This window comes from Serratia sp. AKBS12, from assembly GCF_024793895.1.
Taxonomy (GTDB): Bacteria; Pseudomonadota; Gammaproteobacteria; order Enterobacterales; family Enterobacteriaceae; genus Serratia_F.
Window position 1 is genome coordinate 662,189 of record NZ_JANUSB010000015.1, and the last position, 18,086, is coordinate 680,274.

Here is an 18,086-nt window from a genome sequence, read left to right on the forward strand (position 1 = left end):
GCGTATTGTTATGGTTAACGCGCTATCGTCAGCGTGCGTTGTGGGGAGGTCACGACGATCCGCGTGCCGTCAATACGGCAGCTCGGTTGCGGATCGCGTAGCCGGGCAGCGTGGCGATGGGCCGCAGCAGCGCAAACCAGCCAGTGCTCGCCCGGTAGCAACGTGTGGGTAAGTACGGGAATGGCCGCGGTTTCGGCGAACAGAATATTGCTGTTGGGCGGTGTAATGACGGTGGTGGCTGTCCGCTGCCGCTGCGAGCCAAGATCGTGAAGCGTACTGAAACCGTGAACGTCGTCGACGCTGCTGACGCCGTCGGCGCAGTGGCACGGCGTGGTGCGGCGATAGGGTACGGCAAAGCCGCCTTCTGCGCTGTGCAGCGTACGCGCGCTGGTGACGTGGTGAACCCGTAGATGCCAGTCGCCGCAGGCAACCAGCCAGGTGGTGATGGCAACGTCGTGCCACGGTGACCAGCGGCTGACGATGTAATCCGCATGGGTTGCTACCGCGCTGCATTCACGGCGACCGCGGTAATAGCCGTCCTGCTCTGCCAACAGCAGCATTGAGTCGCCGGCCGCATGATTCAGAGCGTAACGGCCACGTTCAATGGTGAAGCCAAACAGGTTGGAATAGGCAAACTTGGTGTACTTGGCCTCGGTATTAACATAGTTGTTCAGCTCCAGTTGGCCGGAGGTCAGCATATAGACGTGTTCTGCCTCGGCGTCGTGCACCAGAATCTGGTTGGCCTGCGGAATGCTGCGCTGGCGTGCCAGGGGGGGCAATGGCCGCTCTTCGGCCTGCCAAAAGGCGTGTCTTGCCGGTAGCGCCAACACCAGAAACAGTTTGCAGGCCCAATATGGCGACCCCGGCGCATTGTAGTCCTCGGCCATGGCCAGGTTGGGATAGGCATAACCGACGCTCAGTACGCCGTCGCGATCAAAAATCGGCTGTGCCAGCCACCAACGCAGATGGCGTAGAATCAGCCCCTTCACCGTACCCATGTCGAAAACGTCCAGTTCGGCAAATGCCACCGCACTCCAGAACGCCGCTTCGGCAAAACGATAGGTCAGGCTGCGACCGAACGGCACCGCAGAGCCGTCGGCGGAAAACAGGTAAATGAAGTCCTGGGCAAAGCAGCGCGCGCGCTCACGCAGGCACCGGGCTCGCTGTGGGTCGACATCTGCCATCAGCGTGGCATACAGCAGGCCGTAATAATGGAATGCCATCGAAATGTAATAATCACGTGGACGCCCCGGCCCGTCGGCATACCAACCTCCGCCAAGATAATAGTCCTCCATTTTGTCGAACAGGGCAGCGATCAGCGCGGCGTCGTAGGGCAAACCGGCTTGCTTAAAGCCCATTTGCACCATAATGGGGAAGTAGTTCCAGTTGTTGTTCGGGATGACCGCCGTTGCGCTTTGTTGCAACCAGACGATCAGGTTCCGTTGCTGGGCGGTGTTTAGCTGCGCCAGCAGCTGACCTTTCATCAATGCCAACCCGACGCCAAACGCCGCCATTTCCACCACCCGCTGGTCGAACTCGGCGATATCACCCCAGTAAGCCGCGTGCTGCGGGTCACTGCCGTTAATGATTGCGCTGCGATAAAACCCCCAGTCATCCAGTTCATCGCCACCGGCCAACAGCGGGAAAATGCCCCACAGCATGCGTGACAGCCCTTCCATTTCTGCCACTCCGGCACCGTAATGCGCGGTAAAGTTGCCCAGCGCAATGCCGCTTTGCCCTGCTGAACAGTAGGGCGTTACCGCAGCAAGCAGTTGCCTCACTGCACGTTGCATATCGCTGCGCGTTGCGAGTGGGTTAGGATCATCATCGGATCTGTGGTGCATGATATTCTCCAAATCCATTGGTGGATCAGGGGGTTAATAGGAGTCTGACGGTGCGTTTTTGCTGAGTGTCTTGCGGAGGGAATATAAATTAAAACTGCGTTTCAATTGTTATGGCGGTCACAAAATTGCCTTTTATTTAAAACCAGCGTTGAAAAAAAACGCCAAAAAGGCCTTAAATTGCAAAAAACGCGGGGAAAATGTTAAACGGTTGCGGTGGAGATATGGCTGAGCAAAATTATCTGGAACGCATTGCGCTGAATGAACGTTTTATCAGCTTTAACCGCATGAATATCGGCAGCGCCAACTATTTTCATTGGCACCAGTGTCTGGAAATGCTGTTTGTCAGCCGCGGATACGGCATCGCGATTGTTGATAACCAGCAGTACACGCTACGACCTGGACGGCTGTTTATTTTCCCGCCGTTCAAACTGCATAAAGTGTTTGTCGAGCAAAACGACGGCAATTGCTACCACCGTACCACTCTGCATCTCGAGCATACGGTGATCGAACACTTCCTGCGGCCTTTTCCCCAGCGGCGCGCGCAGTTCCAGCGGCTGTGCTATAGCCAGAGTAATGCGTTTATCTGCGATCTGGCAGACAGCCAGTTGCAGGTGGAAACCGTTCTGGAGCGCTTTAATCAGCGCTACCTGACGGGAACTCACCAGTTGGAGGATGTGGCGTTCCTGACGCTGGAGATGATGGCGTTTCTGCCGGAAAAAGAAGGCGAAGCGTTGAAAATCTCTCAGGGAAGTCCGGCGCGTATCATGCAGTGGGTGGAAGAAAACTATCAGCACAAATTTTCTCTGGCACGCCTGGCTGCAGATCTGGGGCGCTCAAAAAGCTATCTGTCGCGGCTGTTCAGCCGTGAAACCGGCAGTACCATTCAGGAATATCTTTTGACACGTCGAGTCAAGCGGGCCTGCGAACTGTTGCGCAGCAGCGATCTTGCCATCGGCCAAATCGCCGCTGCGGTGGGGTTTGCCGATGCACCGTACTTCATCAGCTGTTTTAAAAAAATGCTTGGCCAGACGCCGTTGCAGTATCGCAAGGGCGCGACTGGCCGGGGTGATTAACCTGCTTGTGGTCGACAGGCGCGCAGTGAGTCCAGCGCGAGCGTAATATCCTGTTCCTGCGTCATCCAGTTGACCAGTGCGGCGCGTATCCCGGCCTGGCCGTGATAAAGGGTAGGGGTACAGCGCACCACGCCCTGCTGATCCAGACGTGCAAGAAAATCATCGCGTGCTGCTAGCGCATCGCCGCTGGCGCCATCGAGCGCAAAACACACCACGTTAAGATTGACCGGCGCCAGCAGGCGGAATCCTTCGCTTGCCGCCAGCCCGGCACCCAACTGCCGTGCCAGCCTCACGTTGCGTTCCACCATATCGCGCATGCCGCTGCGGCCGTAGGCCTTCAACGCCATCCACAGCGGCAGGGCACGAAAACGGCGTGAGTTTTCTGGCGTCAGGTGCAGGTAATTGTCCGGGCGCAACGTTGGCGCTTCCAGATACGATGAATGGTTTTGAAACACCTGCATCTGCAATGCCAGATGGCGGGTGAATTGAATGGCACTGTCATACGGCACGTTAAGCCATTTATGGGCGTCTACGGTAATGGAATCAGCCTGTTGCCAGCCCTCCAGCAACGGGGCAAATTCGGGAGAACAGGCCGCCACGCCGCCGAAGGCCGCATCCACATGCAGCCAGAACGGATAACGTTCACGCAGTGCCAGCAACTGCGGCAGATTATCGTAGGCGACGGTGTTCACCGTGCCGGCGCTGGCCAACACCAGCGTTGGCATATCGGGCTGTTCGGCCAGGCAGTGAGCCAGCGCATCAACGTCGATGGCTTCGGAATTCGGCAACGTACCGACGATTTTCAGCGCTTCTCGGCCGATACCCAGCATGCTGAGTGCTTTCACGCTGCTGGAATGCGGGTTGGCTGACAGCACACGGATCGGCCCCAGCGCCGCTATGCCCTGTTCGGCGACGTCGATGCCGCGTTGTAAACCGAGCCATTGGCGGCCGATGGCCAGGCCGGTAAAGTTGGCCATGGTGGCGCCACTGACAAAGCTGCCGCTGAATGCCGCTGGCAGGCCGAGCAGCGATTTTAATTGTTCCACCGTCGCCAGTTCTATCGCTGCCGCAACGGTGTCATGACTGAGCAGGCTATTCTGGTCGATAACGCTAACCAACCAGTCGGCGGCCAATGCGGCCGGTGTCCCGCCGCCGGTGACAAAGCCGAAATAGCGTGGCCCGGCGCTGGCGGAAATGCCGTCGGCATAATGGTGCCAAAAGTGCTCCAGAGCGGCGAGCGCACCGTCGCCATCTTCTGCCAATAGCCGATCGCCATTTTTTACCTGCTGCGTCGCCATTGGCGGGGAGACGGAGCGTTCGCTCAGACCGGCCAGAAAGTCTTGCGACCATTGACGGGTACGTTCCAGTATCTGCGGTAACTGGGTGAAATCCTGTTGTAAAACCGGGTGCATGGCGTTTCTCCTGATAAAAATGATAGAAAGAGCTTATCGCTATTGCCAGCCGTCGATAATCGATAAAAAATACGTTTTTTGGATAGAAAGGCTAACCAATGTGAATGAGCGATTACCGTTGCACCTGCTGCCGACGTTCGTTATCGCCGCTCGGCTGGAAAACCTGCGCGCTACGGCGCAGCAGATTCATTTGACGCACGGCGCGGTCAGCCAGCAGATCCAGCAACTGGAGCACGCGTTGGGCTGTCCGCTGTTTGACCGCCCTGGGCGCGGCATACGGCTGAACGCCGCCGGCCGAGAATTGCTGGCGATTGCGGAACCGGCGTTGCAGGCTCTGCAACAGGGCGTCACGCGGGTGAGGCGCATTGCCGCCAGCCAAACGTTACGCATCAGCGTGCTGCCGTCGTTTGCGCATTACTGGCTGTTGCCGCGTTTGTCTGCATTCCGTCAGACGCATACGGATATTGTGCTGGATATCGATGCGTCGCTGGTGGTGCAGGATCTGGCGCAGCAGGGGTTTGACGGTGCGATCCGCATCGGCAAAGGGCAATGGCCAGGGGCACACGCGCAGTGGATTGCCGCTGGCGAAGTGGTGCCGGTGGCGACCCCGCAACTGGCGCAGCAATGGCAATCGGCCCTGCAGCAGGGAGCGGAGGCACTACCGCTGTTGGAACACGATGTTACTCCCTGGCGCGGCTGGTTCCAGGCACAGGCGTTGACCGAGCCCGGACCCGCACTGGCGTCGTTCAACGACGCCGGTCTGTTGATCCGTGCCGCCGAGCAGGGATTTGGTATCGCACTGGTGAAAAGCCTGTTGGTACAAGACGCGTTGGCGGCGGGTCGACTGGTGGCGCTGGGCGCCGCGTGGCGGCCGCAGGACAGTGATTTCTATTTTGTCTGGCCGCAGTCAGCCGCCGACAATCCGGCGGTACAGACCCTGTTGCAGTGGTTGCAGCAGCAGGTGCGCTGATTCAGCGCCGCAGCCATTCGGCCTTTGCGCTGCCTAGCGCATTCGCCGGCAGCGCCCATTGCAGCGCGGTACCTTCCAGCCGTAGCGGAGCCTGCAAGCGCTGCGCTGCTCCCCAGGTCGTCAGTTCCATCTCTGGATTTTCGTCCTCCAGCTGTGCCGGTTGCAGCGGGGCAAGCACGTGATGCCGCGGATGCGGATTGTCAAACAGCAGTTGCGCGGTTTTCGCCAGTGAAAGTCGGGCGCTGTAGCCGGTGCCTCGCGCCAGCCGCTGGCACATTCCTTCCAGTACTGCGGCGGCCATCATGTAGCCAGTCGCGTGATCCAATGCCTGTACCGGCAGCGGCAGTGGCATATCACAGGTACTCCAGACCATGCCTTCCGCCGCCAGTCCGCAACTCATTTGCACCAGGCTGTCGAAGCCGCGACGGCTGCGCCAGGGGCCACTCCAGCCATAGGCATTCAGGCAGACGTCAATCAGCCCTGGAGACAGTCTGCGCCGTTGTTCGGTGTCGTAGCCCAGCTTTTCCAACGCGCCGGCGCGATAGCCGTGTACCAGCACGTCGGCCTGGCTTAACAACTGCTCGAAGGTCGCGCGATCGTGCGTATTGTGCAGATTCAAGCGAGCGCAGCGCTTGCCTAGCGTCACTTCGTGTTCCGCACCGGGTTCGTCCCAGCCGTAGGGGTCGATGCGTAAAACGTCGGCCCCAAGGCCGGCGAGAAAGCGGGTCGCCACCGGACCGGCGATAATGCGCGTCAGATCCAGCACGCGTATCCCCTGCAATGGCCGTGCGGTTGGTAGCGGCCAATCCGCTTTGCCGGCTTGCGCTTGCAGCGACTGATGGATCAGCGGCTCCATGGCCACGCTTTTCCCCTGTATATGCTGCCGCCATTGTTCGGTAGTGCGCATTTCCGCCGCGCAGCCGCCGGCGTCAATGACCGCCTGTTCCAGTGAGGTCTTCTGCCAGCTTTCCACGCTCGCCGCCAGCGAGCTTTTGTCGTGGTGTTGGCCCAAAACCTGCTCCACGGCTTTACGGTGTTGCGGGGCATTGGTATGCAGGCGGATCCAGCCGTCGCAGGTGGCGTAGTCGCCGGCCAACGGGTCCCAGACCGCCGGCAGCGTCCAGCCGACGGGGCGCAGAGTCCAGCCAAACCACAATGACGCCAAACGCCGATCGACATACACCTGCGGCACGCTGCCGTAACGCTGTTGCAGCAGGCGAGCGCAACTCAGCCCGGCGGCGGCCCAGCAGGCGGTGGCGAGTTCGGTCACTGGAAACTCCGAGCCTAGTTCGCCAATGCCAGTCACGGTCACTTGGCCGAACGGGGTTTCTGTATGGCCCAGACTTTGCCAGATGTCATTGAGCAGCGTATGCGTCAGAGTATTCATCGGATGCTCCTACGGCTGAAAAGGGGTATGCGCATAGCGTAGTCCACTGCGTCAATGGCTGCTATGACTCCGCCACTATTATTCATGGTCGCCGGAATACTTTGTTAAATTATTTATTGGGTTTATATTTCGTTTAATAATTTAAGCTTTACAGTATTGGTTTACGTCATTATAATCCGCTCAAAATTTCACAGGAGAAATTAATTGGACAGTTTTAGTTGCGATAACATCAATAAGGCAAGCTGAACAATCTCTTCTGATTTTGCTGCTTGCCTAACCGGCGGGCGGCACCCTCCCAGTTTTCTGAGTCGTGCATCCCCGAATATTTTCATTCTGCCCAGTGCCGTACGGTATTGGGAGGTTCAATTCGGACATTATTATGACACTGTTCCGCTTTAGTCTTTTTCCTCCAGGCCTGCCTGCGCCTCGACGCTGAGTTTTCTCGGCGTGATGGCGGCTGCGCCGTAGGGGCGTTGCCGAGTAGCCGATCTTGCGTTATTCACCGTACCTGGTGATAAGGAGGCGTCATGGACGATCATCCCAGAACCGTTATTAATTCGTTTTTTAACGTGCAATATCGCCGTTAATATCGCGAAAGAAAAGTTCATCTCTGTGTAAGACACCTATTATTCGGGCGGGATGTGCCTGCGCGTGTAATAAATAAAGAGAATAGCGTTATGTCCTATATTAATCACAAGACTCGCCGCCATAATAAAGGCTGCGAAACCTATGTCATCGCCCAAGAGGCAGCAAACAGCCTTGACCAAACCCTGGCGAATTTAAATTGCAATCGTATTGGCCTGACGCAAGAGGATGCGCAAGAGCGGTTGCGACATTTTGGTGCGAATCAGGTCGCGCATGAAAAAGCGCCGCACGCATTGGTACAACTGGTCAGCGCGTTCAACAATCCATTTATTTTCGTACTGATGGCGTTGGCGGCGATCGGTTTCTTTACCGACTACTGGTTACCCGCCCGGCACGGTGAAGAAACCGATCTCACTGGCGTAATCATCATTTTAATCATGGTAGCGCTCAGCGGTCTGCTGCGCTTCTGGCAGGAATACCGTACCAATAAGGCCGCCGAGACGCTGAAATCCCTGGTGCGCACTACCGCGACGGTGTTGCGTCGCAGCAGTTTCAGCAGTCAGGCGCTGACGATGGAAATTCCGATCCGCGAGCTGGTGCCGGGCGATATCATTCAGCTATCAGCCGGCGATATGGTACCGGCAGACGTGCGTTTGCTGGCCTCTCGCGATCTGTTCATCAGCCAGGCGATCCTGACCGGCGAAGCGATCCCGATTGAAAAGTACGACGTTCTCGGCAACGTTAGCCCAAAGTCCTGCGACACGGACGTCACCAACGAAAGCCAACTGCTGGAACTGGCCAACGTCTGCCTGATGGGTACCAACGTTGCCAGCGGCACGGCCACGGCGGTGGTCGTGGCAACCGGGGGCAAAACCTACTTTGGTTCATTGGCGAAATCTATCGTCGGCAGTCGCTCGCAAACTGCGTTTGACCGCGGGGTAAACAGCGTCAGCATGTTGCTGATCCGCTTTATGTTGGTGATGGTACCGGTGGTGCTGCTGATCAACGGATTTACCAAAGGTGACTGGGGTGAAGCAGCGCTGTTTGCCTTGGCAGTTGCGGTGGGCCTGACGCCGGAAATGCTGCCGATGATTGTCAGTTCCAACCTGGCGAAAGGTGCGATTGCCATGTCACGGCGCAAAGTGGTGGTCAAGCGGCTGAACGCCATTCAGAACTTTGGCGCGATGGACGTATTGTGCACCGACAAAACCGGTACGCTAACGCAGGATCGCATTATTCTGGAGCACCATCTGGATGTGACAGGGGCGAGTAATGGCCAGGTGCTGCACCTGGCCTGGCTAAATAGCGTTCATCAGAGCGGCATGAAAAATTTGATGGATCAGGCAGTGATCCGTTTTGGCCGTGGCAAACCCGGAATCGAGGCGCTGGGGCGTTACCGTAAGCTGGATGAACTGCCGTTTGACTTCATTCGTCGTCGTCTGTCGATCGTGGTCAGGGAGGAAAATGGGCAACCGCTGCTGATCTGCAAGGGTGCGGTAGAAGAAATGCTGCAGATCGCTACCTGGGTGAAGGACGGCGAGCAGACTTTGCCGTTGGACGACGAGCGTCGGGCGGCGCTGGTGGCGCTGGCCAATCGGTATAACGAAGACGGCTTTCGCGTGCTGATGTTGGCAACGCGCGAGCTGGGGGAAGAGGGCGGTAAATTGCCACTGAGCGTGGCCGATGAGTGCGATATGGTGATCGAAGGGCTGTTGACGTTCCTCGATCCGCCAAAAGAGAGCGCTCAGCAGGCCATTGCGGCGTTGCAGGAAAACGGCGTGGCGGTGAAAGTATTAACCGGCGATAACCCGGTAATTACCTGCAAAATCTGTCGCGATGTGGGACTGGAACCGGGAACGCCGCTGTCCGGGGCGCAAATCGAGCAAATGGACGATCGCCAGTTGGCGCATGAAGTCGAGTTGCGCACCGTGTTTACCAAGCTGACGCCGTTGCAAAAATCGCGCGTATTGAAAACGTTGCAGGAAAATGGTCACACCGTCGGTTTTCTCGGAGATGGCATCAACGACGCCCCGGCGTTGCGGGATGCCGATGTCGGTATTTCGGTGGATACCGGTACCGATATTGCCAAAGAGTCGGCGGATATCATCCTGCTGGAAAAAAACCTGATGGTGCTGGAACAGGGAGTCATCAAGGGCCGCGAAACCTTCGGCAATATCATCAAGTATCTCAACATGACCGCCAGTTCCAATTTCGGCAATGTATTCTCGGTGCTGGTCGCCAGCGCTTTCATTCCGTTTTTACCGATGCTGGCGATTCATTTGCTGATTCAGAATCTGATGTACGACATTTCGCAGCTGTCTTTGCCATGGGACAAGATGGATAAAGAGTTTCTGCGCAGGCCGCGCAAGTGGGACGCCAAGAACATTGGCCGCTTTATGCTGTGGATCGGGCCGACCTCGTCGATTTTCGACATTACCACCTACGCCTTGATGTGGTTCGTGTTTGCGGCCAACAGCATTGAGCATCAGGCGCTGTTCCAGTCCGGCTGGTTTATTGAAGGCCTGTTGTCGCAAACGCTGGTGGTGCATATGCTGCGTACCCAGAAAATTCCGTTTATCCAGAGTACCGCTGCGTTGCCGGTACTGCTGATGACCGGATTGGTGATGGCGATAGGTATTTATATTCCCTTCTCGCCATTGGGCACGTGGGTTGGCCTGCAACCGCTGCCCTGGGAATACTTCCCATGGCTGGTTGCCACGCTGGTCAGCTACTGTGTTGTTGCACAGCTGATGAAGCGTTTTTATATTCACCGTTTCGGTGAATGGCTCTAATGGTGAAGGCCGCCGTACGTTACCCGGCGGCTACCATAATGCCTTGATCAACAGACCGAGCATGGTGGTCAGGGTGAATGAGAACAGCGTACCGAGCATCACGTACTCGGTACGCATTTTGTCATCACTTTGGCGTAAATCACCAAAGCGAAAGATTGATTTGGCCGCCAGCAAAAAACCGATGGCCGGTAGTTGGCCGATCAGCACAAAAGTCAGGATCAGCGTCCTTTCCAAATAGCCGATCTGCTTGCCAGCGCGCAATAGTGAGTCGTCGTCGGCCTTGGCCGAGGGGGGCATCTGTGGTGTCCAGCGAGCCAGAAACAGCCCAATCAGAATCCCCATCGGCATATAAATCAATAAATAGGCCAATGCCAACAGCCCCATATGCCAACCGGTAACTGGCAGCGCCGCGATGGCGGTTAGGGGGTAGGCGTTTGGCGTGAACGACAGCCATAGTAGTAGCAGCATCAACAGATGCAGTCCCTGATCGAGCAAAAAACCGCCGACGTGCTGCAGCTGCCTCAGCAACGTGACCTTCATTAAATCAATCAAATAGTGGCTAATGCTGATAAAAAGCAGCGCCGCCAGCACGCCGACGGCCGTTATGCCGCCGTAGATCCCGCCAAAGGCGGCGACCCCCCATGCTGCTACAACGCCATGGATCAGCGCATGTAACACCAATAAGCGCGAACGGGCGCGATGCCTGGACTTGTCTTGCACCCAACTGAGCGGTTGCAGCGGAAAGTCGGCTATCACATGGCCCACCAGCAACCACAGCAACAAAGGAGCGTAGGGGATTTCCATACTTAAATGATCCTGTTAACCGCCTCGACGAACCGTATGGTTTCTTCATAAGCTGCGCGTTTTAGCGTAGCAGAAACGGTGGACGCTGCCTTTTGCAGTTTTTTTGCCACCTGCGCATTGCTGTCGGCAAACATGCGCGCCTGCATGACTTGCGCTTCCGCCTGGGACAAACGGCTGAGGGTATGATCTAGCATCGGTAGCAGATCGCTGACAATGGCGTTGGCGCGTTGGTTGTCAATTTTCAGAGCCAGCCTGCAACTTTTTGTCATCTGGTCCATGGCGTTGCCAGAATTAAGGAAGGCGCTGCCATAACCAGCGCCCCTTGCGGTGCGGCTGCCCAATCCGACGGCGATGCGCGCATCCCACTCGGCATTGCCGGCCTTTAGCGAAACACGTAGGTACACCGCCAGCAGCAAGCCATGTTGCGGTTTACATACCGCCTGGAAGGCATCACCGCGGAAAATATCAAAATGCTGTAGCCAATTTTCCTGCTGGAGTCGGTTGAGCAGATGGCGTAACTGCGCAATGTAATGCGCGGTATCGACGTGGCGTGAGTTGACCAGGTCGCCGGTAATAACGCTGAGTTGTGCTTTCATAGGCATTGAACCAAGGGGGTAGAGAGTAATAAATTCGCATCTGGGGGCGAATTTGTCAATAATTCGTATCTAGAGGCGAATTTAAGTAATATTCGTATTCAGGGGCGAATGTTTTACAATGGATGTTGGCAGCGTAAGAGCCAGCGCAGGGAACCGCCACACCGCCCTGCAAGGCGGTGGGCTGGGGCGTTTAGAATTCACCATCGGTGCTGATGGAAAGCTGACGGTAGGCGGCCAACTCCTGGCTCAGCGTGGCGATTTTATTTTCTGCTACCATGACTGCATCACTGCCGGCGAGAAAGCGTATCGGGGGGCGTTCGCTTGCCGCGAGTTGCAGTATGGCATCAGCGAGTTTCTTCGGATCGCCGGCTTGCCGATGGTTGCGCTGTTGCATGCCGTCGGTGAACTGTTGTGACATGGCATGGTAATCATCAATGCTGGCCGCGGCAAAACGCACCGAGCGGTTATCAAGGAAGTCGGTGCGAAAATAGCCCGGTTCGATCAGCGTAACGGCAATGTTGAACTGTGCCACTTCGGCCGCCAGCGATTCGGAAAACCCCTCCACGGCAAATTTGCTGCTGCAGTACAGCGATGCGCCGGCACCGCCGACCATACCGCCAATGGATGAGAGATTAAAAATCATCCCTGCGCGTTGGGCGCGCATCAATGGCAATATGGCACGAGTGACGTTAAACAGACCGAACACATTGGTGGCGAACTGCCGCTCAGCCATCTGCGGTGGAATTTCTTCAAACAACCCCAGTTCACCGTAGCCGGCGTTATTGACTAATATATCAATCCTGCCAAAGCGTGCGCTAGCGGCTGCCAGCGCCTGGGCAATCTGCCCGGGTTGACTGACGTCCAGCCTGACCGTCAGCAGTTGCTTGCCATCAGGCGTCGATGGGGAGGGGTTACGCATTGCCGCCACCACGTTATCGCCTGCCGCCAGGGCCGCTTTGACGATTTCGGCACCGATGCCGCGGGAAGCGCCGGTAATCAACCATGTCTTGCTCATACGCTGTTCCTCTCTGTAAAGTCAGAGTCCAGTATGCGCGGCATCGTCTGGTTGGTTGTGCCAATTACTGGCTGATTCTTGCCTAAAACTGGCAAATCGCGGTGGAGAGACATATGCAGCAGCTTGATGAACTACGTGGTTTAATCGACAGGCATTGTCGTCGGATGATCGAAATGACGGCCATCCCGCGAGTGATATTGTCCCGATCCGACTGTCTGACCGCAGCGTTGCCGGCGGTTTACCAGCCGATGATCTGCATTGTGGCGCAGGGGGCGAAACGCGCTTCGCTGGGTGAAAAGGTATTTGAGTATAATCCGGCGAATTACCTGATTACTTCAGTGGCGCTGCCGCTGAGCGGCGCGGTGTGTTGCGCCACTAAAGCCGAGCCCTATCTGGCCATTGGACTGGAACTGGATAGTGCACAACTGGCGTCACTGGCGATTGGCATGCCGGCCACCACTGGTGAAAGCCCCAACGCGGCAATCGCCGTACATAGCCTGAACACCGACTTACTGGATCCGGTTGTACGCCTGCTGCGGTTACTTGATCACCCACAGGATGTTTCGACCTTGGCACCGCTGATTGAACGCGAAATACTCTACCGCCTGTTGCAAGGCGAGCAGAGCGCGATGCTGCGGCAAATTGCCGTGCCTGACAGCCGACTGGGACAGGTGCATCGAGCGGCGCAATGGATCAATCAACATTATACGCAATCATTTGAAATTACTCGGTTAGCGGCTGATTGTGGTATGAGTCCATCCTCATTGCACCGGCATTTCAAAGCGGTAACCGGCGTCAGCCCATTGCAATATCAAAAGCGCATTCGTCTGCAGCAGGCGCGCCATATGCTGGTGGCCCAACAACGGGATGTCGGTAGCATAGCGTTCAGTGTGGGGTATGAGAGTCCCTCGCAGTTCAGCCGCGAATACGCGCGGCTGTTTGGCCTGCCGCCGGCAAAGGACGCCAGCGAATTGCGTAAAGCAGGCCGCTATTCGGCGTAGCGCTGGCCGGGTTAAAAACTTTTTACCAGCACCTCGCGCGGTTCACTACCGTGCTTGAGCAGGTGGTCAAACGATTTTTCGGTGCTTTTTAGCTGTTGCAGGAATTCTTGCGGTGACAGGTCATGTCGTTTACCGCTCATATAAGCCAAAGCCAGTTCTTTGGCCTGATAGCGCGAAAAGTTGTACATGGAGTGCTCCCAGAAAGGTTAGGTGTGGCTTTTTTATGCAGTTACATTGTAGGGGAAGCGCACATAATGAACAGACGCTTTGGCGTATGGAATCAATAGCCGAAACTTAACTTATTGGTACCAGCAGAGCGTCGCACATGCGTTTGATGGTTTCCGGCTGTGTTAAACCACTGTCCAGCAAGCGGCGAATATTGTCCGCATCATTGGCTCCACGCAAGACAAAACGTTCAAGCGTTTGTAGCAATTGGCGTTCCTCATCATCAGCGGCTTCTGGGCGAAGCCGAGCCAGCGTCGTCAGGATATGTTCGGCCAGGCTGCAACGCTGCAACGTTTGTGCATCGACGTAATCGGCCTGCAATCCATGACGGCAGGCATTCAATTTGTTGTACATGGAGAACGCGTTATATTCCGGGATGATTTCATGCCGGTTTTTCAATAGATAACGGGCAATTAAGCGACAATATCCCACCAGGTTTGCCGCGTGGTTAATATGTAACGGCGTGTCACAGACTCTTATTTCTACCGTGCCAAGCTCCGGTTTTGGTCGCGCATCCCAATAAATATCCTTGATGCTTTCGATAACGCCGGCAGCGGTTAGTGTTTCATAATATTCAGTAAATTCCTGCCATGAATATACTTTTTCAATACAGCCATAGTTGGGGAAGGAGTTTTGCGCGCTGAAACGAGAACTGGCAAATAGCGTATCTTCGCCCTGATAATAAGGTGAGGATGCACTGAGTGCCAGAAGTTGCGGGAAGTAGGGCGTTAACGCGTGGCATAAATATATCGATTCATCACCGTTGCTTACGCCAATATGGATATGCTGGCCGAAAACACAGGCCATTTTGCTGATATAACCGAAGCGCGACGCCAATTTTTTGTAGCGCTGTGCATTGGTAATCTGTTGATCTTTCCAGTCATTGGACAGATGGCGTCCGCCGCCGGTGACGTCGCACTGGTGTCGCTGGGCGGCGGCACGTACACGCTGCACCTGGGCGGTCAGTTCCTGCTTTAATTCAGCCAGCTGAAGATGCACCGAACTGTTGATTTCCAGCATGGAACGCGTTAATTCGTGTTTAATGTGTTTTTTATCATTGATATCCGCAACTATCAACGCCGCCTTGTCAGACAGGTCGAGGCTTTTAATATCAATCAGTTGGAGTTCTATTTCCGTACCGATGCTGAGAGGAGTAGAAGGCTTGAATTTACGAGGCATATTCACCTCCGCAATGAATGCGCTTTTGATAATTATAATGTGCTTTCAGCCCATTACCAGCCATCCGGTTAAATAACGTAGCCAAACCGCTAAGTGGCAGTGTTTTATGTTTTTTATCCGTCTCATGGTAGCGTTACATTGGTGTTATTTGCCGTTGCGTTAGCCGATTGGAGTGCATACGAATATTGGTCTACCCTTTAATGCTGAATATAACTGCGTTGGCTTTTATTTCTTAACGTTCGGACAAGGTGGAACAATGACGAAAAAACCTATTGAAAAACCGCAGGATAAAACGACCAGAATGAAAAAGGCATCGGCAGGCAATCCTGCGGATGAGATTCATTTGGGGGATACGGCGCCGGTAGATAATTCACATTTGCCTAGCTCAAAACCGACCGCGCCAGGCAAAGAGCCGACGGCACCTGGCAGCAAGAAAAAAACCGGGCCGGCCAGCGCCAAAATCAAGGCGTTGGAGATCAATCGCAAATATGACGATCGACAACCGCTGACCACTAACCAGGGCACGCGCATTGGTGACGATCAAAACTCGCTGAAGGCTGGCGCACGTGGCCCGACGCTGCTGGAAGACTTCATCATGCGTGAGAAGATCACGCATTTTGACCATGAACGCATTCCAGAACGCATTGTGCATGCGCGTGGTTCGGCGGCGCATGGCTATTTTGAGCTATATAAAAGCCTGGCGCACCTGACCAAGGCGGATTTCCTGCAACATGAAGGACAAAAAACGCCGGTTTACGTTCGTTTCTCAACGGTACAGGGTTCTCGCGGCTCGGCGGATACGGTTCGTGATATACGTGGCTTTGCCACCAAGTTTTATACTCAGGAAGGCATATTCGATCTGGTTGGCAACAATACGCCGGTGTTTTTCATTCAGGATGCGATCAAGTTTCCTGATTTCGTGCATGCGGTGAAACCGGAACCGCATAATGAAATCCCGCAGGGCGCCAGCGCCCACGACAGTTTTTGGGATTTTGTTTCGCTCCAGCCCGAAACGCTGCATAACGTAATCTGGGCGATGTCGGATCGCGGTATTCCGCGCAGCTATCGGACGATGGAAGGGTTCGGCATTCATACCTTCCGGTTGGTTAATGCGCAGGGCAAAGCCACGTTTGTGCGTTTTCATTGGAAGCCGGTAGCGGGTAAAGCATCGCTGCTGTGGGACGAAGCGCAAAAGCTGGCGGGAAAGGACGCCGATTTTCACCGCCGCGATCTGTGGGAAGCGATCGAAGCCGGTGATTACCCGGAATATCAGCTTGGGGTTCAGTTGATCCCGGAAGAAGACGAGTTCAAGTTTGATTTTGATCTGCTGGACGCCACCAAGCTGATCCCGGAGGAACTGGTACCGGTAGAGCTGGTCGGCAAAATGGTGCTGGATCGCAACCCGGACAATTTCTTCGCCGAAACCGAGCAGGTGGCATTCCATCCGGGGCATATTGTGCCGGGGATCGATTTCACTAACGACCCGCTGTTGCAAGGTCGCCTGTTTTCCTACACCGATACGCAGATCAGCCGGCTGGGCGGGCCTAACTTCCACGAAATACCCATTAACCGGCCAACCTGCCCGTATCACAATTTGCAACGCGACGGCATGCACCGGATGGACATCGACACCAATCCGGCCAACTACAGCCCGAATTCGATCAACAACAACTGGCCGCGCGAAACGCCACCTTCGGCTAGCGGTGGCGGCTTTGCCAGTTATGCTGAGCGGATTGATGCGCATAAAATTCGTGAAAGAAGTGAGTCGTTCCAGGAATATTATGCGCAGCCGCGGCTGTTCTGGCTGAGTCAGACGCCGGTAGAGCAGCAGCACATCATTGATGCATTCTCGTTTGAACTGGGCAAAGTGGCGCGCGCGTATATCCGCCAACGTGTGGTGGAAAAACTGGCGCATATCGATATCACATTGGCAAAAAAGGTGGCGTTCAATCTGGGCATCACCCTGTCGTCTGGCGTGTTGAAAACACCCGCACCGAAACCGGTCAACGGGCTGCAAAAAGATCCGGCATTGAGCCTGTATGCCATGTCGGGCGGTAGCGTCAAAGGCCGCGTTGTTGCCGTGCTATTGGGGGCGGGCGTGGTGTCCAATGACCTGCTGACCATCCTCAAAGAGCTGAAAAAACGCGGCGTGCACGCTAAGTTGCTGGCGGCTACGCAGGGTGTGTTGCAGGGCAGCGACGGTTCGCAGATTCATATCGATGCGACCTTCGCCGGTGCACCTTCCATTACCGTTGATGCGGTAATGGTGCCTGACGGCGCGGCTGCTGCGTTGCTTGGCAGCGGCGATGCCCAGCATTATCTGTTGGAGGCCTACAAGCACCTTAAAGTCATTGGCCTGAGCGGCGATGCGCTGCAATTGAAATCGCTGTGGCGTGGGAATGAGCAGGCAGAAGAGGGCATCATCGAGGCCAGGGCAGTGAAAGGTGAGATGGTGGAGCGCTTTATTCAGGCGCTGGCCGCACACCGGGTATGGAGCCGCAGTGACAAAGCGGCGACGATCCCCGCGTAGCGTTTCTGGCGGGCAGCACGGTGTTTGACGCCATGCTGCCCGTGAGAGTTAATCGAGCGCCTTTTCATAAGGGGTGACAATGACATCTTCCTGACCTTCGAGGATGGTAATGCCCGCAATGCCTTTAATCTGTTCCGGCTGATGTAAAATAGCTTCCTTGTTAATACTTTCCCGAGTGCGGATGAATTGATTGAGGCCAAAACGTTTCAACGCGGCCAACGCCTGTTGGGGATCGTTGACAATCACCGCGGGTGGGCGGATACGCCATTTTACTTCACCGGTGATCAGATTGACGGACTTTTTGCCATCGTCCGTTAACAACCGTTCCTTATGGGCCTCACACCAGATGGCGATATCCTGATAGAGCTTCTGATACTGAGTTTTGGTCTGCTTAATGCTGGTCATATAGCGGTCGGTCAACTGGCTTATTTTTTCATTGAGCTCGTTTTCCAGGGTGTTCATTTCTCGACCGAGCTCGCCAAGCCGTTTAATCGCATCGGCGATATCATCACGGTTTCTCGGTTTGTCTTGCAAATTGAATGTTTCACTGTGGTTATGCATGGTGGTATTTCCTTTGTGACAAAAAGTGACCTTAATAATCACTGTGAACATGAATTCATATATTTTTATAAGAATAATCTTAAATGATGATTTGCTATTTGTTTGAGTTGTT

At 55.3% G+C, this 18,086-nt stretch carries 15 protein-coding genes; 5 read left to right on the top strand and 10 right to left on the bottom strand.

Going from position 1 to position 18,086, the window contains the following annotated elements; genetic code table 11:
• Positions 1–14: 14 nt before the first annotated feature.
• A complete protein-coding gene (locus NYE85_RS13005; RefSeq protein ID WP_259005184.1) occupies positions 15–1,844 on the bottom strand; it encodes a DUF2264 domain-containing protein in 1,830 nt (609 codons plus the stop codon).
• A gap of 221 nt (positions 1,845–2,065) precedes the next feature.
• On the opposite strand from NYE85_RS13005, the gene NYE85_RS13010 reads away from it, so the two are divergent.
• Entirely contained in the window at positions 2,066–2,917 is an 852-nt protein-coding gene (locus NYE85_RS13010; protein WP_259005185.1) for an AraC family transcriptional regulator, read from the top strand.
• Here NYE85_RS13010 and NYE85_RS13015 read toward each other — a convergent pair.
• On the bottom strand, positions 2,914–4,329 hold the full coding sequence (locus tag NYE85_RS13015) for a pyridoxal-dependent decarboxylase (protein ID WP_259005186.1): 1,416 nt from the start codon (positions 4,327–4,329) through the stop codon (positions 2,914–2,916). The genes NYE85_RS13010 and NYE85_RS13015 overlap by 4 nt on opposite strands.
• Between NYE85_RS13015 and NYE85_RS13020 the strand changes: the two genes are divergently transcribed.
• Positions 4,328–5,299: a LysR substrate-binding domain-containing protein gene (locus NYE85_RS13020; RefSeq protein WP_259005187.1), complete on the top strand. Its 972-nt coding sequence runs from the start codon at positions 4,328–4,330 to the stop codon at positions 5,297–5,299. The two genes, NYE85_RS13015 and NYE85_RS13020, sit on opposite strands and share 2 nt — an antisense overlap.
• Before the next feature lies 1 nt (position 5,300).
• Here the strand turns inward: NYE85_RS13020 and NYE85_RS13025 are convergent, their stop codons facing one another.
• The gene (locus NYE85_RS13025) at positions 5,301–6,686 is read right to left on the bottom strand and encodes a CoA transferase (RefSeq protein ID WP_259005188.1); all 1,386 of its coding nucleotides are present in this window, start codon (positions 6,684–6,686) and stop codon (positions 5,301–5,303) included.
• A gap of 395 nt (positions 6,687–7,081) precedes the next feature.
• The gene (locus NYE85_RS13030) at positions 7,082–7,294 is read right to left on the bottom strand and encodes a hypothetical protein (protein ID WP_259005189.1); all 213 of its coding nucleotides are present in this window, start codon (positions 7,292–7,294) and stop codon (positions 7,082–7,084) included.
• Between the two features lie 69 nt (positions 7,295–7,363).
• Here NYE85_RS13030 and mgtA point away from each other — a divergent pair, with 69 nt between their 5' ends.
• Positions 7,364–10,063: a magnesium-translocating P-type ATPase gene (gene mgtA, locus NYE85_RS13035; protein ID WP_259005190.1), complete on the top strand. Its 2,700-nt coding sequence runs from the start codon at positions 7,364–7,366 to the stop codon at positions 10,061–10,063.
• Positions 10,064–10,093: 30 nt separating this feature from the next.
• Here mgtA and NYE85_RS13040 read toward each other — a convergent pair whose 3' ends face one another.
• The 3 genes from NYE85_RS13040 to NYE85_RS13050 form a co-directional block, all read right to left on the bottom strand.
• Positions 10,094–10,867, bottom strand: a complete 774-nt coding sequence (locus tag NYE85_RS13040; RefSeq protein ID WP_259005191.1) for a DUF3307 domain-containing protein — start codon at positions 10,865–10,867, stop codon at positions 10,094–10,096.
• Positions 10,868–10,869: 2 nt separating this feature from the next.
• Positions 10,870–11,463 (bottom strand): SatD family protein, encoded by a 594-nt coding sequence (locus tag NYE85_RS13045; protein ID WP_259005192.1) that lies wholly within the window; start codon positions 11,461–11,463, stop codon positions 10,870–10,872.
• A gap of 190 nt (positions 11,464–11,653) precedes the next feature.
• Positions 11,654–12,478: an oxidoreductase gene (locus NYE85_RS13050; protein WP_259005193.1), complete on the bottom strand. Its 825-nt coding sequence runs from the start codon at positions 12,476–12,478 to the stop codon at positions 11,654–11,656.
• A gap of 113 nt (positions 12,479–12,591) precedes the next feature.
• On the opposite strand from NYE85_RS13050, the gene NYE85_RS13055 reads away from it, so the two are divergent.
• Positions 12,592–13,479, top strand: coding sequence for an AraC family transcriptional regulator (locus NYE85_RS13055; RefSeq protein WP_259005194.1), 888 nt, complete (start codon positions 12,592–12,594; stop codon positions 13,477–13,479).
• Positions 13,480–13,490: 11 nt separating this feature from the next.
• Here the strand turns inward: NYE85_RS13055 and NYE85_RS13060 are convergent, their stop codons facing one another.
• Both NYE85_RS13060 and NYE85_RS13065 read right to left on the bottom strand, forming a co-directional pair.
• The gene (locus NYE85_RS13060; protein WP_259005195.1) at positions 13,491–13,667 is read right to left on the bottom strand and encodes a hypothetical protein; all 177 of its coding nucleotides are present in this window, start codon (positions 13,665–13,667) and stop codon (positions 13,491–13,493) included.
• A 106-nt stretch (positions 13,668–13,773) separates the two neighbouring features.
• Entirely contained in the window at positions 13,774–14,883 is a 1,110-nt protein-coding gene (locus tag NYE85_RS13065; protein WP_259005196.1) for a YbdK family carboxylate-amine ligase, read from the bottom strand.
• 256 nt (positions 14,884–15,139) lie between these two features.
• Between NYE85_RS13065 and katE the strand changes: the two genes are divergently transcribed.
• Complete coding sequence (katE, locus tag NYE85_RS13070; protein ID WP_405050670.1) at positions 15,140–17,413, top strand: catalase HPII; 2,274 nt, start codon at positions 15,140–15,142, stop codon at positions 17,411–17,413.
• Between the two features lie 48 nt (positions 17,414–17,461).
• On the opposite strand, the gene NYE85_RS13075 is transcribed toward katE, so the two are convergent.
• Positions 17,462–18,025 carry a host-nuclease inhibitor Gam family protein gene (locus NYE85_RS13075; RefSeq protein ID WP_259005197.1) on the bottom strand — a complete coding sequence of 188 codons (564 nt, stop codon included), beginning with the start codon at positions 18,023–18,025 and terminating at the stop codon, positions 17,462–17,464.
• Positions 18,026–18,086 lie beyond the last annotated feature (61 nt).

What these genes read in the sequence shown, in the direction of transcription:
- NYE85_RS13005 (WP_259005184.1), bottom strand. Translation starts at nt 1,844, where the DNA reads ATGCACCACAGATCCGATGATGATCCTAACCCACTCGCAACGCGCAGC.
- NYE85_RS13060 (WP_259005195.1), bottom strand. Translation starts at nt 13,667, where the DNA reads ATGTACAACTTTTCGCGCTATCAGGCCAAAGAACTGGCTTTGGCTTAT.
- NYE85_RS13015 (WP_259005186.1), bottom strand. Translation starts at nt 4,329, where the DNA reads ATGCACCCGGTTTTACAACAGGATTTCACCCAGTTACCGCAGATACTG.
- NYE85_RS13055 (WP_259005194.1), top strand. Translation starts at nt 12,592, where the DNA reads ATGCAGCAGCTTGATGAACTACGTGGTTTAATCGACAGGCATTGTCGT.
- NYE85_RS13030 (WP_259005189.1), bottom strand. Translation starts at nt 7,294, where the DNA reads ATGAACTTTTCTTTCGCGATATTAACGGCGATATTGCACGTTAAAAAA.
- NYE85_RS13025 (WP_259005188.1), bottom strand. Translation starts at nt 6,686, where the DNA reads ATGAATACTCTGACGCATACGCTGCTCAATGACATCTGGCAAAGTCTG.
- NYE85_RS13020 (WP_259005187.1), top strand. Translation starts at nt 4,328, where the DNA reads ATGGCGTTTCTCCTGATAAAAATGATAGAAAGAGCTTATCGCTATTGC.
- katE (WP_405050670.1), top strand. Translation starts at nt 15,140, where the DNA reads ATGACGAAAAAACCTATTGAAAAACCGCAGGATAAAACGACCAGAATG.
- NYE85_RS13065 (WP_259005196.1), bottom strand. Translation starts at nt 14,883, where the DNA reads ATGCCTCGTAAATTCAAGCCTTCTACTCCTCTCAGCATCGGTACGGAA.
- NYE85_RS13045 (WP_259005192.1), bottom strand. Translation starts at nt 11,463, where the DNA reads ATGAAAGCACAACTCAGCGTTATTACCGGCGACCTGGTCAACTCACGC.
- NYE85_RS13075 (WP_259005197.1), bottom strand. Translation starts at nt 18,025, where the DNA reads ATGTTCACAGTGATTATTAAGGTCACTTTTTGTCACAAAGGAAATACC.
- NYE85_RS13050 (WP_259005193.1), bottom strand. Translation starts at nt 12,478, where the DNA reads ATGAGCAAGACATGGTTGATTACCGGCGCTTCCCGCGGCATCGGTGCC.
- NYE85_RS13040 (WP_259005191.1), bottom strand. Translation starts at nt 10,867, where the DNA reads ATGGAAATCCCCTACGCTCCTTTGTTGCTGTGGTTGCTGGTGGGCCAT.
- mgtA (WP_259005190.1), top strand. Translation starts at nt 7,364, where the DNA reads ATGTCCTATATTAATCACAAGACTCGCCGCCATAATAAAGGCTGCGAA.
- NYE85_RS13010 (WP_259005185.1), top strand. Translation starts at nt 2,066, where the DNA reads ATGGCTGAGCAAAATTATCTGGAACGCATTGCGCTGAATGAACGTTTT.